The sequence below is a fragment of the Streptomyces sp. UC4497 genome, from assembly GCF_054871485.1.
In genome coordinates, this window is sequence record NZ_JBTYHB010000030.1 from 97,154 (window position 1) to 109,913 (window position 12,760).

The 12,760-nt window shown below is 70.3% G+C and carries 12 protein-coding genes; 8 read left to right on the top strand and 4 right to left on the bottom strand.

Translation table 11 applies throughout. The annotated features are described in order from the left end of the window. The first annotated feature begins 116 nt into the window (after positions 1-116). Together ACYSUO_RS31675 and ACYSUO_RS31680 are read left to right on the top strand one after the other, a co-directional pair. On the top strand, positions 117-320 hold the full coding sequence (locus tag ACYSUO_RS31675; protein ID WP_461779649.1) for a hypothetical protein: 204 nt from the start codon (positions 117-119) through the stop codon (positions 318-320). After that, positions 317-661, top strand: a complete 345-nt coding sequence (locus ACYSUO_RS31680) for a hypothetical protein (RefSeq protein ID WP_461779650.1) — start codon at positions 317-319, stop codon at positions 659-661. The genes ACYSUO_RS31675 and ACYSUO_RS31680 overlap by 4 nt, the downstream gene beginning before the upstream one ends. A 115-nt stretch (positions 662-776) precedes the next feature. Here the strand turns inward: ACYSUO_RS31680 and ACYSUO_RS31685 are convergent, their stop codons facing one another. After that, positions 777-1,196 carry a pyridoxamine 5'-phosphate oxidase family protein gene (locus ACYSUO_RS31685; protein WP_461779651.1) on the bottom strand — a complete coding sequence of 140 codons (420 nt, stop codon included), beginning with the start codon at positions 1,194-1,196 and terminating at the stop codon, positions 777-779. A 136-nt stretch (positions 1,197-1,332) separates the two neighbouring features. Between ACYSUO_RS31685 and clpB the strand changes: the two genes are divergently transcribed. The 3 genes from clpB (at position 1,333) to ACYSUO_RS31700 (ending at position 6,448) form a co-directional block, all read left to right on the top strand. After that, a complete protein-coding gene (clpB, locus tag ACYSUO_RS31690) occupies positions 1,333-3,930 on the top strand; it encodes an ATP-dependent chaperone ClpB (protein WP_461779663.1) in 2,598 nt (865 codons plus the stop codon). 173 nt (positions 3,931-4,103) lie between these two features. Continuing rightward, on the top strand, positions 4,104-5,780 hold the full coding sequence (locus ACYSUO_RS31695; RefSeq protein WP_461779652.1) for a recombinase family protein: 1,677 nt from the start codon (positions 4,104-4,106) through the stop codon (positions 5,778-5,780). A gap of 128 nt (positions 5,781-5,908) precedes the next feature. Continuing rightward, positions 5,909-6,448, top strand: a complete 540-nt coding sequence (locus ACYSUO_RS31700) for a YbjN domain-containing protein (RefSeq protein ID WP_461779653.1) — start codon at positions 5,909-5,911, stop codon at positions 6,446-6,448. 89 nt (positions 6,449-6,537) lie between these two features. On the opposite strand, the gene ACYSUO_RS31705 is transcribed toward ACYSUO_RS31700, so the two are convergent. The 3 genes from ACYSUO_RS31705 to ACYSUO_RS31715 form a co-directional block, all read right to left on the bottom strand. Further along, positions 6,538-7,905 carry an outer membrane protein assembly factor BamB family protein gene (locus ACYSUO_RS31705; RefSeq protein ID WP_461779654.1) on the bottom strand — a complete coding sequence of 456 codons (1,368 nt, stop codon included), beginning with the start codon at positions 7,903-7,905 and terminating at the stop codon, positions 6,538-6,540. Then, positions 7,902-8,474, bottom strand: a complete 573-nt coding sequence (locus ACYSUO_RS31710) for a SigE family RNA polymerase sigma factor (RefSeq protein WP_461779655.1) — start codon at positions 8,472-8,474, stop codon at positions 7,902-7,904. Before ACYSUO_RS31710 ends, ACYSUO_RS31705 begins: the two co-directional genes overlap by 4 nt. Positions 8,475-8,598: 124 nt before the next feature. Further along, a complete protein-coding gene (locus ACYSUO_RS31715; protein ID WP_461779656.1) occupies positions 8,599-9,792 on the bottom strand; it encodes a pyridoxal phosphate-dependent aminotransferase in 1,194 nt (397 codons plus the stop codon). A 125-nt stretch (positions 9,793-9,917) separates the two neighbouring features. Between ACYSUO_RS31715 and ACYSUO_RS31720 the strand changes: the two genes are divergently transcribed. The 3 genes from ACYSUO_RS31720 to ACYSUO_RS31730 all read left to right on the top strand — a co-directional run bounded on the left by ACYSUO_RS31720 (position 9,918) and on the right by ACYSUO_RS31730 (position 12,692). Continuing rightward, positions 9,918-10,214, top strand: a complete 297-nt coding sequence (locus ACYSUO_RS31720; protein ID WP_461779657.1) for a hypothetical protein — start codon at positions 9,918-9,920, stop codon at positions 10,212-10,214. Between the two features lie 335 nt (positions 10,215-10,549). Beyond that, positions 10,550-11,074: a DUF2617 family protein gene (locus ACYSUO_RS31725; RefSeq protein WP_461779658.1), complete on the top strand. Its 525-nt coding sequence runs from the start codon at positions 10,550-10,552 to the stop codon at positions 11,072-11,074. Positions 11,075-11,168: 94 nt separating this feature from the next. Next, on the top strand, positions 11,169-12,692 hold the full coding sequence (locus tag ACYSUO_RS31730) for a polyamine aminopropyltransferase (protein ID WP_461779659.1): 1,524 nt from the start codon (positions 11,169-11,171) through the stop codon (positions 12,690-12,692). The last annotated feature ends 68 nt before the right edge of the window (positions 12,693-12,760 follow it).

The window sequence follows — 12,760 nt, forward strand, 5'->3', positions numbered from 1 at the left end:
GGTCCTGAACGTGCAGGAACATGATGCATCGACCCTGTGGTGTTTGCGTGGCCGAATGAGCCATCGTCGTGGAGAGCCGGGGGAGAGAATCCATGAAAGTGAGGACGAGACCCGCTATGCGTAAGGGAATACTTCGCGCCGTTGTTGCCGGCGCTTTCTCCGCCGGGCTGGTCCTCGGCGCGATCGGGCCGATGGACGCCATCTGGAACACCGCACCCGCGGCCCAGGCGGACGCGATCTGGAACGTGGCGCCCACGACCGTTCAGGCACTTCCCGGTGACGCGATCTGGAACTCCGCGCCAACGGACGCAGGCGCATGATCACCCCACCCGACGACCGGTCGTTACGCCGGGAGATGGCGATCGCCTACCGCTCCGGTTGGCACACCATCGACCTCGTGACCGCGATTCCGAGCGACGGTGACTCCCTCATGGTCACCCTCTTCGGAGAGCCCATCATCGTGGTCCGCGAGGGCGACGACATCAGGGCCTACCGGTGCCTGCGCCGTCCGCGCGGGGCCCCACAGCCGGTACGTACGGTCGTCCGATACGGAATGATCTTCGTCAACCTCGACCAGCGGGACCATCAACTGGTCGGCGAGGCAGGACCCGAGCCCTCGCAGTCCCACCCACGCTCCACAGCCACCCCCCGCAGTGCCTGACGCGATGCCCCCGTCGTTGTAATCGCGCAGGTGCTTCCCCCCTGCAGCGGCGTCACCGTGAACCTGACACGGTGGCGCCGCTGTAGTTGTGTACGGGGAGGTACGGGGCTGAGGGCTACGCGGGTTCGGGGGCGGGGAGGTTCGCCGTGGCCCGGGTGACCGCGATCTCGATGACCACCCGGTCCGGGTTCGGCCGGGGCGCGCGCGAGTAGCGCTCGGCATAGCGGCGCTCGGCGTCCGCGACGCGCTCCGGGTCCGTGTGCACCGTCGCCCGCCCCTCCAGCGTGGCCCACCAGCGGCCGTCGACCTGGCACACCGCGGCGAACCCCGACCCCTCGACGACGTGGGCGGCCTTCCGGGTGGCCTTGCCCGTGATGATGCGGGCCACCTGCGCCTCGGCGTCGTACGTCACCCCGACCGGGACCACATGAGGCGTGCCATTGGCGCGCAGCGTCGTCAGGGTGCACAGATGCCGCTCGCGCCAGAAGTCGAGAAAGGCGGATCCGGGGGCGTCGAGGTCGATGCGCTTGGCCATGAACGGGAACCTATCCCAGAGGGCCCGGGCCCTTTCCCCGGACGCCCTTGAGTGGAATAGACTCAACTTTGTACACGTTGGACGAGTCAGAGTTTCCGCAGGGATCACCCAGCCGTACATGGAGGAGAACAGGCACGTGGACGCCGAGCTGACGAACCGGAGCCGCGACGCGATCAACGCGGCAAGCAGCCGGGCCGTGTCCGGGGGCCACCCGGATCTGACCCCGGCCCACCTGCTCCTGGCCCTGCTGGAGGGCCAGGACAACGAGAACATCACCGACCTCCTCACCGCGGTCGACGCCGACCAGGCGCAGGTGCGGGCGGGCGCCGAGCGGGCACTGGCCTCGCTGCCCAGCGTCACGGGATCCACCGTCGCGCCGCCCCAGCCCAACCGCGACCTGCTCGCCGTCATCGCCGACGCGTCCGAGCGCGCCAAGGACCTCGGCGACGACTACCTCTCCACGGAACACCTGCTCATCGGCATCGCGGCCAAGGGCGGCGCCGCCGCCGACGTACTCACGCAGAACGGGGCCAGTGCCAAGAAGCTGGTCGACGCATTCACCAAGAGCAGGGGAGGGCGCCGGGTGACCACACCCGACCCCGAAGGGTCCTACAAGGCGCTGGAGAAGTTCGGTACGGACTTCACGGCGGCGGCCCGCGAGGGCAAGCTCGACCCGGTCATCGGCCGCGACCAGGAGATCCGCCGCGTCGTCCAGGTGCTGTCCCGCCGCACCAAGAACAACCCGGTGCTCATCGGCGAACCCGGCGTCGGCAAGACCGCCGTCGTCGAAGGCCTCGCCCAGCGCATCATCAAGGGCGACGTACCGGAGTCCCTCAAGGACAAGCGGCTCGTCTCGCTCGACCTCGGCGCGATGGTCGCGGGCGCCAAGTACCGCGGCGAGTTCGAGGAGCGCCTCAAGACCGTCCTCTCCGAGATCAAGGAGAGCGACGGCCAGATCATCACGTTCATCGACGAGCTGCACACCGTCGTCGGCGCGGGCGCCGGCGGCGACTCCGCCATGGACGCGGGCAACATGCTCAAGCCGATGCTCGCCCGCGGCGAACTGCGCATGGTCGGCGCGACCACGCTCGACGAGTACCGCGAGCGCATCGAGAAGGACCCGGCCCTGGAACGCCGCTTCCAGCAGGTCCTCGTCGCCGAACCCTCCGTGGAGGACTCCATCGCGATCCTCCGCGGACTCAAGGGCCGCTACGAGGCCCACCACAAGGTCCAGATCAACGACAGCGCCCTCGTCGCCGCCGCCACGCTCTCCGACCGCTACATCACCTCCCGCTTCCTCCCCGACAAGGCCATCGACCTCGTCGACGAGGCGGCCTCCCGGCTCCGCATGGAGATCGACTCCTCGCCCCTGGAGATCGACGAACTCCAGCGCGCCGTCGACCGGTTGAAGATGGAGGAGATGGCCCTCGCCAAGGAGACCGACCCGGCCTCCCGCGACCGCCTCGACAAGCTCCGCCGCGACCTCGCCGACAAGGAGGAGGAGCTGCGCGGACTCACCGCACGCTGGGAGAAGGAGAAGCAGTCCCTCAACCGCGTCGGTGAACTGAAGGAGAAGCTCGACGAACTCCGCGGCCAGGCCGAACGGGCGCAGCGCGACGGCGACTTCGACACGGCATCGAAGCTCCTCTACGGCGAAATCCCCACCCTCGAACGCGACTTGGAGGAAGCCTCCGAGGCCGAGGAAGAAGTCTCCAAGGACACCATGGTCAAGGAGGAGGTCGGCCCCGACGACATCGCCGACGTCGTCGCCTCCTGGACCGGCATCCCGGCAGGCCGCCTCCTGGAGGGCGAGACGCAGAAGCTCCTGCGCATGGAGGACGAGCTCGGCAAGCGCCTCATCGGCCAGACCGAAGCGGTCCGCGCGGTCTCCGACGCGGTCCGCCGCACCCGCGCCGGCATCGCCGACCCCGACCGCCCCACCGGCTCCTTCCTCTTCCTCGGCCCGACGGGCGTCGGCAAGACCGAACTCGCCAAGGCCCTCGCCGACTTCCTCTTCGACGACGAGCGGGCCATGATCCGCATCGACATGTCGGAGTACGGCGAGAAGCACAGCGTCGCCCGCCTGGTCGGCGCTCCCCCCGGCTATGTCGGCTACGAGGAGGGCGGCCAGCTCACGGAGGCGGTCCGCCGCCGCCCGTACTCCGTCGTCCTCCTGGACGAGGTCGAGAAGGCCCACCCCGAGGTCTTCGACATCCTCCTCCAGGTCCTCGACGACGGCCGCCTCACCGACGGCCAGGGCCACACGGTCGACTTCCGCAACACGATCCTCGTCCTGACGTCGAACCTGGGCAGCCAGTACCTGGTCGAACCCCTCACCTCGGCGGAGGAGAAGAAGCAACAAGTCCTCGAAGTCGTCCGCTCCTCCTTCAAGCCCGAATTCCTCAACCGCCTCGACGACCTGGTGGTCTTCTCGGCCCTGGACAAGGACGAGCTCTCCCGCATCGCCCACCTCCAGCTGAACCGCCTCGCGAAGCGCCTCGCCGACCGCCGCCTCACCCTGGACGTCTCCGACGAGGCCCTGGCCTGGCTCGCCGACGAGGGCAACGACCCGGCCTACGGCGCCCGCCCCCTGCGCCGCCTGATCCAAACCGCCATCGGCGACCGCCTCGCCAAAGAGATCCTCTCCGGCGAGGTCAAGGACGGCGACACGGTCCGCGTCGACGCGTTCGGCGAGGGGTTGATCGTGGGCCCGGCGACGGGGAAGACGCTGTAACTCGGTAAGGCCCTTCGTGCAGTCCCCGCACTTGAGAGGCGGGGGCTGCACGAAGCCGTGTCAGCACCCGTCGGCGTCACTCGTACGGGCGCAAGACGTGATGTTCGACTCCGCGTTGATGTGGATTCCTGCATGGTCGCGAGATCCGCTGCACTTCAAGGGGGAGTCCGCCCGTGCGCCGTGTTCTCGCAGTCCAACGCATCAGTCGCGACACCGAATCGTCGTCCGCTCTGCTCCGCCAGGACGAGGAGCTCAGCGTGGCCCTGTGTGCCGGGGCGTACGAAGAAGTGGGCAGGGTCGTCGACTCGACGGTGTCCGGAGCGGTCAATCTGGATCAGCGGGCCAGCCTCGGCAAATGGCTGCGCGCACCCCTCGTCGACGAGTGGGACGCGCTCATGGTCACGAGCCAGGACCGCATCACGCGGGACGACATGCACTGGTGGCAGTTCGTCGACTGGGTGTTGAAGAACGGGAAGAGCGTCGTCGTGCTCGACGACCCCTCCTTCGACATCAGCACCGAGGACGGCCGGATGGTCGCGGGCATCAAGGCGGCGCAGGCGGCCAAGTACCGCCGCGTCGTGCAGGAGAAGCAGCTCGGTCGGACCGCCTACTTTCGCGACAACAAGCTGTGGAACGGCGGAATCTGGCCGTACGGATATCGCGCGGTCGCCTTCGAGTTCAAGGGCGAACGCCGCAAGCGCCTTGTCCCGGACCCGGTGACGGCACCGCTCGTACGCGAGGCCTTTGAACGCCTGGTCAGCGGCTCGTCGACGGTGTACGCCATCGTCCGCGACTGGAACGAGCGCGGTGTGCCGACGGCCCGCGACCATCAGCGTCGTGTGCAGAATGCCGAGCGCCCGGAGCACGAACGCAGGCCCGAGACGGGCGGCTTCTGGGCCGTCACACCGTTGCGCAACATGCTCCGCTCCGACGCGCTCATGGGGGTCATGATGCATCGCTCGCGGCCTGTCGTCGGGGCGGACGGAGCGGCGGTGAGGTGGGCCGACCCGATCCTCACGAGGGAGGAGTTCACCGCGCTTCAAGGTGCACTCACGACCGAACACAGTGCGGTCATGTCCGCGGCGGTGACGACCAGAAGACAGTCGAGGACTCCGCTGGCAGGCGTCGTCCGCTGCTTCTGCGGCGCTCCCATACATGTACGGGTGCAGCGCAACAGGCTGCAGGGCGGCGGCACCTCCAGCATCGAGTACTACAACTGCAGGACCACGGCGGACGGTCCGCGATGCGAACTGCCGGGGTCCTGGCAGGTGGCGGCGTTGCACGAACGCGTGGAGCAGGACTTCCTGAACCGTCTGGGCGACCGGGACATCATGAAGCGCACGCTGGTGCCGGGGCGCGACCGATCGGCGACGATCACCGAATTGCGGAAGGCGATCGACAACCTCGCCGCCGCTGTCGCGACCGCCGAGAATCCGGCCGCCGTCACGGCGCTGACGCGGAAATTGGACGAGACATCGCGAACCCTGGCGGTTCTGGAAAAGGAGCCCGTGATCCTGCCGCGCTGGATCGAGGAAGCCTGCGGCGAGACCTACGGGCAGCGGTGGCAGCGGCTCGGCGACTGGGCGAGCCGCGCCGAACTGCTCAGGGACGCCGGAGTCACGTACTTCGTGCGGGGGCAGCGGAAGGACCAGGAGCTGTTCGGTCACCTGCCGGAGCATCTCCTGCCCTCGGCCGAGCGCGGCAGCGCCCCTGACCGGCCCGCCGACGACCCCGAAGCAGGCGCGCGCGAGTTCCTCGCGGGCCTCCGGGCGGAGCGGGGGCTGAGCGTGGAGCTGTGGCCGTTCCGGAGGGTGGGTGGGGGCGTCGCCCGGGAGCGGCTGGACGCGTAACCGGCGCACATTTCCGAATCGGCCCAAAGATGCAAGGCTGGCATCGCCAAGGCATCGCACCGGGCACCCTTGGCCGCAAGGGGCGGTCCGTACGATGGGCCGAAACCACAGTGTCAGGAGCAGGAATCTTGTCTATCGACCCGTCCTCGATTCCCAATTTCGGGGGACAGCCCGAGCCGCAGGAGGGCGCGGGACCGGCCGGTCCCGTGGTTCCCGACCAGGACCTGGTCAAGCAGCTTCTGGAGCAGATGGAGCTCAAGTACGTCACCGACGAGGAGGGTGACCTCGCGGCGCCGTGGGAGGAGTTCCGTACGTACTTCATGTTCCGCGGCGAGGGTGACCAGCAGGTCTTCTCGGTGCGGACGTTCTACGACCGGCCGCACGGCATCGAGATCAAGCCGCAGCTGCTCGAGTCGATCGACGACTGGAACCGCCGCACCCTGTGGCCGAAGGTCTACAGCCACACCCACGACGACGGCACCGTCCGCCTCATCGGTGAGGCGCAGATGCTGATCGGCACCGGGGTCGCGCTCGAGCACTTCGTGTCGTCGACGGTCAGCTGGGTGCGCGCCGCGATCGAGTTCGACCGGTGGCTGGTGGAGCAGCTCGGCCTTGAAGCCGAGGTCGACTCCGCGGAGAAGCCGGAGGACGGCGACGACTCCCAGTGAGTCCGAGCGAGTCCGAGTGAGTTCGCGTGAGAGCCCGGTCGGTGTGGCCGTCACCATGACGGTGTGCACCGGCCGGGCTCTTGGCGTGGCTATGAGGCTGTGGGCGCCGGCTTCGGGTCGATGCGGAACAGTTCGTCGTCGACCTGGCCGATGAGGCCGTGGCGTCCCTCGGTCATCAGCTCGGGGGCGACGCCGCCCCGCACCGGCCGCTCGGGCAGCTTCACCTTGCCGCGCCAGCGCACCGCGCCGTCGTCGAGGTCGAGGCCCACCATGTTCCCGGTCGGGTCGAGGAAGTAGGCGACCCGGTCGGTGAGGTTCACGGCGGCGGCGGAGGCCAGTTCGTGGATGTCGCCGCCGGGGTCCTTGCGGAGCCTGAGGCCGGATGCGCTCGCCCACAGTTGTTTCCCGTCGGCGGCCGACCACGCGAGGGCCGTGCCGTCCTTGCGGACCGTGAGCATGACGCCGTCCGCGATCACGCCGCCGCGCGGTCCGTCGGCGCGGTGCTTCGTCACCTTCCCTGTGCCCGTGTCGACGCGGATCAGGTCGGTGGGGCCGGGGTCGCCGAAGAACTTCTGCTTGCCGACCGGGGCCGCGAGGAGCACGGTGTCCCCGTCCCTGCCGATGTAGCCCGTCATGCCCTTGAGCGTCGCGACCGTGTGCGGGCGGCCGGTCGCCGGGTCGAGGCGGACGACGGTGCTGCGCTGCGGCGCCTTCTCGCTGTCGGGCGAGCACATCAGGTGCGGGACGCCGCCGATCGCGGCGGCGGTGCAGTCGGCCTGCTTCCACTTGTGAGTCCACAGGGTGCGGCCGGTCCTGGGGTCGAGGGCCGCCGCGCTCTTGAACGTCGGGGTGTTGGCGAGGACGCCGCCGTCGAAGAGCACGGCGGAGTCCTCGTCGCGGCTGTCGTCGGCCAGCTTGTGCTTCCAGAGCACCTTGCGGCTGTCGAGGTCGACGGCGACGACGTCGGTGCCGGGGTTCGAGGTGCGGGGCGCGTGGTCGGCGTAGGTGTAGAGGATTCCGTCGCGGACCCCGGCCATCGATCCCGCGGGGGTGCCGCTGCCGTCGTCGTTCGCGGACGGGCGCTGCCAGACGACCTTTCCGGTACGGGTGTCGACGCCGAGGCCGTCGTACCCGGCGCCCCGGCAGTACACGGCTCCGGAGCCGTTCATGCAGGCGTCCCACGTGGTTTTGCCGGGGAGCGTGGTCTGCCAGCGCAGTTTGCCCTCGCGGCTGACGTGGGTGGCCGGTGCCGGGGCCTCGCTCCCGGTGCCGGTGACGAGGACCGTGCCGAAGGCGATGGCGGTGAGGCCGAGGGCGGCGCCGGTGACGCGGAATGTGGTGCGGCGTCGGCGGCGGCGTACGAGGCGGTCGGCGAGGTCGGTGGGCGCGGCGGCGGGTTCGGGGGACCAGGCGTGCAGGGTGTCCCGGAGAGTGTGGTCGAGCTGGTCGGCGTTCATGCGTGGGCTCCCTTCGGCGCGGTGCCGTTCGCGGGGCGGTCGGGATCGGTGGCCGCGACGGGGTGCCGGGCATCGAGTTCCGGCGCGAGCGCGCGCAGCCGGGCCAGGGAGCGGTGGGTGGTGCTGCGTACGGTGCCGACCGAGCAGCCCAGGGCGGCCGCGACCTCGGTCTCGGACAGGTCCTCGAAGTAGCGCAGGACGAGCATGGTGCGCTGGCGCGGGGTGAGCCGGGCCAGCGCGCCGGCCATGGTGATCCGCAGGTCGGCGTCGGCGGTGCCGTCGGCCGTCCCCTCTTCGCGCCACACCGTGCGCGAGGCGTCGAACGTCGGCTCGCGGTGCGGCCGGCGCAGCCGCCAGCGGCTGACCTGGTGCCGGTACATCACCTTGCGGACGTAACCCTCGGGGTCGTCGATGTGCCGCCAGCGCCCCAGCGTCTTGAGCAGCGCGGTCTGTACGAGGTCTTCGGCCTCGTGCCGGTCGCCGCCGGTGAGCAGGTTCGCCAGGCGGAGCAGGGTGCCCCACCTGGCGTCGACGAAGTCCCGGAATCTGAGCTGATCCTGCGGGTCCATTGGCCCTCCCGTTCTCTGACGCCCACAAGGACGCGCGGAGCACGGGACATCTATGCCTGCCGTGCGGGCCTTCTTCAGCGGGCCTTCTTTACGGGCCTTCTTCAATGGGCCGCCGTGAACCGCCCTACCGCGTACGCACCTTGGCGAGCCGCGCCGCCGCCTCGCTCAGGACCTCGTCCTGCTTGCAGAAGGCGAAGCGGACGAAGGGGGCTCCCGCGGTGCGGTCGTCGTAGAAGACGGCGTTGGGGACGGCGACGACGCCGCAGCGTTCGGGGAGGGCGCGGCAGAATTCGAAGCCGTCTTCGAAGCCGAGGGGGCGGATGTCGGTGGTGATGAAGTAGGTGCCCTGGGGGCGGAAGACGGTGAAGCCCGCGTCTTCGAGGCCCGTGGCGAGGAGTTCGCGCTTGGCCGTCATCGTGGCGCGGAAGTCGGTGAAGTAGCTGTCGGGGAGGGCGAGGGCCTCGGCGACGGCGTACTGGAAGGGGCCCGCGGAGACGTACGTCAGGAACTGCTTCGCGGAGCGGACCGCCGTGACGAGCTCGGGTGTCGAGGTGACCCAGCCGACCTTCCAGCCGGTGAACGAGAACGTCTTGCCCGCGGAGCCGATGGTGACCGTGCGCTCGCGCATGCCGGGGAGCGTGGCGAGCGGGATGTGTTCGGCGTCGCCGTAGGTGAGGTGTTCGTAGACCTCGTCGGTGACGACCAGGAGGTCGCGTTCGACGGCGAGTTCGGCGATGGCGGTCAGTTCGGCGCGGCTGAGGACGGTGCCGGTGGGGTTGTGCGGGGTGTTGATGAGGAGGAGGCGGGTGCGAGGGGTGATCGCGTCGCGCAGCTCGTCGAGGTCGAGGCGGAAGGAGCCCTCGTGGGGGCGGAGTGTCACCGGGACGCGGGTGCCGCCCGCGAGGGCGATGCTCGCCGCGTACGAGTCGTAGTAGGGCTCGAAGGCGATGACCTCGTCGCCGGGTTCGACGAGGGCGAGGAGGGAGGCGGCGATGGCCTCGGTCGCGCCCGCCGTGACCAGGACCTCGCGGTCGGGGTCGAACTCCATGCCGTAGCGGCGCTGCTGGTGGGCGGCGATCGCGGTGCGCAGCTCGGGGATGCCGGGGCCCGGCGGGTACTGGTTGCCGTGTCCCGCGCGCAGCGCCCGTACGGCGGCCTCGCGCACCTGCTCGGGGCCGTCGGTGTCGGGGAAGCCCTGGCCGAGGTTGATGGCGCCGGTCCGCACGGCGAGCGCGGACATCTCGGCGAAGATCGTCGTTCCGAACTCGGCGAGGCGGCGGTTGAGCAGGGGGCGTGCGCTGGAGGTCATGCCGGTCATCCTGCGCCGAACCTCTGGACTTCCTCAACTCCTGCTTGGCGTGCTCCGGGCAGGGGCATTTCCCTGTCACGCCCGCACGGGGCGGCCCCTCGGGGGATACGGGGGAAGAGAGAGGAGGGCCGGTGATGGAGGTTTTCGTCATCGTGGTCTTCGTGGTGCTGGTGGTGGCCATCGTGCTCGGGACGGCCAGGGCGGGCGGCAGTGGCCGCTCGTCCCGTACATCGTTGAAGAAGAACCGTGCCGGCAGGAGCAGCTGGTGGGCCGGTGGTGGTGCCACGAGCGGTGGCGTCGGCTACGGGTGTTCCTCGTCCGGTGACTCCGGCGGCGGACATCACGGCCATTCGTGCGGCGGGGGCTCCTCCTGTGGCGGAGGCGGCTCGTCGTGCGGTGGCGGTGGTGGATGCGGGGGCGGCGGAAGCTGACACACCGTTGTCCGGGCGTGCGGCCCGCGCGGAGGCGACTGACACGGGGCAGTCGGTCCGCGTGGGCCGCACGCTTGTCCGGTTGTGCACTCGGAGGTTGTGCGCCGGGCGCGAAAGGTGCTCGTGGAAGTTGAACAGTTGAGCTGTGCTGCCCTCGGGGGGATGGAAACCCTCCGAAGTTGGGTAAAAATGCTGTGACGGCGTCGCCCACCATGATTCCCTTTAACCGTCAACACAGCCCTCGTACTACGTAGTTATCGCGTTCTCGTGGGCACGAGCCGGTCCCTTTGATCCAGCCGGCCCCACCTCCCTTTGCGTGCTAGCGGAGCCGACCCATGCTCACGACCCTGAACACCGCCTATACCGATACGAGTGCGGCCGATCTGGCCTGGGCCCTCGGCCGGGAGCCCTTGCCCGCGCTCGCCACGCTCGACCTCGACATCGACGGGGCCAGGCTTCAGTTGAGGCTGCTCGGCGCCTCTCACCAGGTGCTGCTCGAGGAGGAGCGCGGCAGCTGTTCGGAGACCGTGGCGTGCATCCCCGGCAGCAGTACGCCGCTCCCGCTGGGCGTCGCGAAGCGTCTCGGCGACTGGGAGTACGAATTCGCGGCCCGCGTCGAACATTTGACGGCGGGCCAATTCGCGGGCCGGGCGCAGGAATTGCTCGCGCTCGTCGCCGACCATCCGAACGGACTGGCGGGCGTCTTTCCCGGCAGCCCGCACGCCTTCACCGCGATGCTCGCCCAGCGGTACGAGGGTCAGGTGCAGTGGCGCACCTGGCACGCCTACCCGCAGGACGGCCAGTTGGTCGCCACTCGTACGCGGGTGGGGGCGCGGATGCCGGTGGCCGTCGCGCTGTAGCGGCGTGAGCGGCGGTGCGGGTATGCCTGTGGTGCATCGGTACCACACGTGTGGGTGACTGGACGGAGTCAAACCGTGACGTAGCGTTCCAGGCGTGATCGAACCGCACCCACCCGTGACGACCCGAGACCCCAGGTCCCTGGGCGGCCCGGTCCGGTCCCCGCTCCCGGTGAAGCCGGGCACCGGGCGCCTCCTCGTCCTCGCGGGAGTCTTCGTCTGCGCGGCCTGCGGACTGGTCTACGAGCTCGAACTGGTCGCGCTCGCCTCGTACTTGATGGGCGACTCGGTCACCCAGGCCTCCGTCGTGCTCTCCGTCATGGTCTTCGCGATGGGCCTCGGTTCGCTCGCCGCCAAGCGGCTGCGGCTGCGTGCCGCGGTCGGCTTCGGGATGATCGAGGCGCTGCTCGCGCTCGTCGGCGGTTGCAGTGCCATGGCGCTGTACGCGGTGTTCGCGTGGACCGGCGACTGGGGCGGGGCGTGGGCGGACGGGCCGCGCTGGCTGCTCGTCGGGTTCTCGCTGGCCATCGGGGTGCTGATCGGGGCGGAAGTGCCGCTCCTCATGGTGCTGATCCAGCGGATCCGGCGGCAGGACGCGGGCGGGGCCGTGGCCGACCTGTTCGCGGCGGACTACGTGGGTGCGCTGGTGGGCGGCCTTGCGTTCCCTTTCCTTCTGCTCCCCCTGCTGGGGCAGTTGACCGGGGCGCTGCTCACCGGGGCGGTCAACGCGGTGGCGGGGACGGTGCTCGTCCTCGGCCTGTTCCGGCGGGATCTGAGCCGGCGGGCCCGCTGGCTGCTGATCGTCGCGAACGTCACGGTGCTCGGCGTGCTCGCCACGTCCTGGGTCCTCGTCGACGACTTCGAGCGGGCGGCGCGGCACGCCCTGTTCGGGGCGGATGTGCGGGTCGCGGTGCAGACCGGGGCGCAGGAAGTCGTGCTCACGGGCGGTGGGCGGCGCCCCACGTCGCTCTTTCTCGACGGGCAGCTGCGGGCCGACGGGCGCGAACGGGGCCGCCCCTACCGGCAGTTCGTCGGCCCCGCGCTGCACGGTGGTCCGCGCGTGCGGGTCCTGGTCCTCGGCGGGGGCGACGGCCTCGCCGCGCGGGAGGTGCTGCGGGCCCGCGGGGTGCGGCGCGTGGACGTGGTCGACCCCGAACCGGCGGTGGTGCACCTGGCACGGACCGATCCGGGGCTGAGCGAGCTGAACGGGCGGGCGTTCAAGGATCCGCGGGTGCGGGTGGTGACGGGGGACGTGTTCGCGTGGCTGCGGAGCGCTCCGCGGGGGCTGCCGTACGACGTGGTGGTGTGCGATCTGCCCGACCCCGGCAGCACGGCGAGCACGAAGCTGTACTCGCAGGAGTTCTACGGGTTGGTGGGGCGGGTTCTCACGGACCGGGGGCGAGTGGTGGCGCGGGTGAGGGGTGGGGCGGAGCCGCTGGGGACGGCGGCGTCGACGGTTCGCTCCGCGGGGTTGCGGGCGGTGGCGTATCGCGGGGACGGGGGTGTGGGGTTCGTCCTGGCGGGCTGGACCCGACCGGGGCCTCCGGCGGGGGCGCGGGTGGTGCGGGCGGGGGTGGGGCGTGCGCCGTCGACGTTGGTGCATCCGAGGTTCGGGGACTGACGCGGGGCCCTGCGAGGTGTGGGTGCGGGTGGGCGGGGTCGGGGTTCGGCGGGTTGTTGCGCGGGGGC

What these genes read in the sequence shown, in the direction of transcription:
- ACYSUO_RS31725 (WP_461779658.1), top strand. Translation starts at nt 10,550, where the DNA reads ATGCTCACGACCCTGAACACCGCCTATACCGATACGAGTGCGGCCGAT.
- ACYSUO_RS31705 (WP_461779654.1), bottom strand. Translation starts at nt 7,905, where the DNA reads ATGAACGCCGACCAGCTCGACCACACTCTCCGGGACACCCTGCACGCC.
- ACYSUO_RS31715 (WP_461779656.1), bottom strand. Translation starts at nt 9,792, where the DNA reads ATGACCGGCATGACCTCCAGCGCACGCCCCCTGCTCAACCGCCGCCTC.
- ACYSUO_RS31675 (WP_461779649.1), top strand. Translation starts at nt 117, where the DNA reads ATGCGTAAGGGAATACTTCGCGCCGTTGTTGCCGGCGCTTTCTCCGCC.
- ACYSUO_RS31710 (WP_461779655.1), bottom strand. Translation starts at nt 8,474, where the DNA reads ATGGACCCGCAGGATCAGCTCAGATTCCGGGACTTCGTCGACGCCAGG.
- ACYSUO_RS31720 (WP_461779657.1), top strand. Translation starts at nt 9,918, where the DNA reads ATGGAGGTTTTCGTCATCGTGGTCTTCGTGGTGCTGGTGGTGGCCATC.
- ACYSUO_RS31685 (WP_461779651.1), bottom strand. Translation starts at nt 1,196, where the DNA reads ATGGCCAAGCGCATCGACCTCGACGCCCCCGGATCCGCCTTTCTCGAC.
- ACYSUO_RS31680 (WP_461779650.1), top strand. Translation starts at nt 317, where the DNA reads ATGATCACCCCACCCGACGACCGGTCGTTACGCCGGGAGATGGCGATC.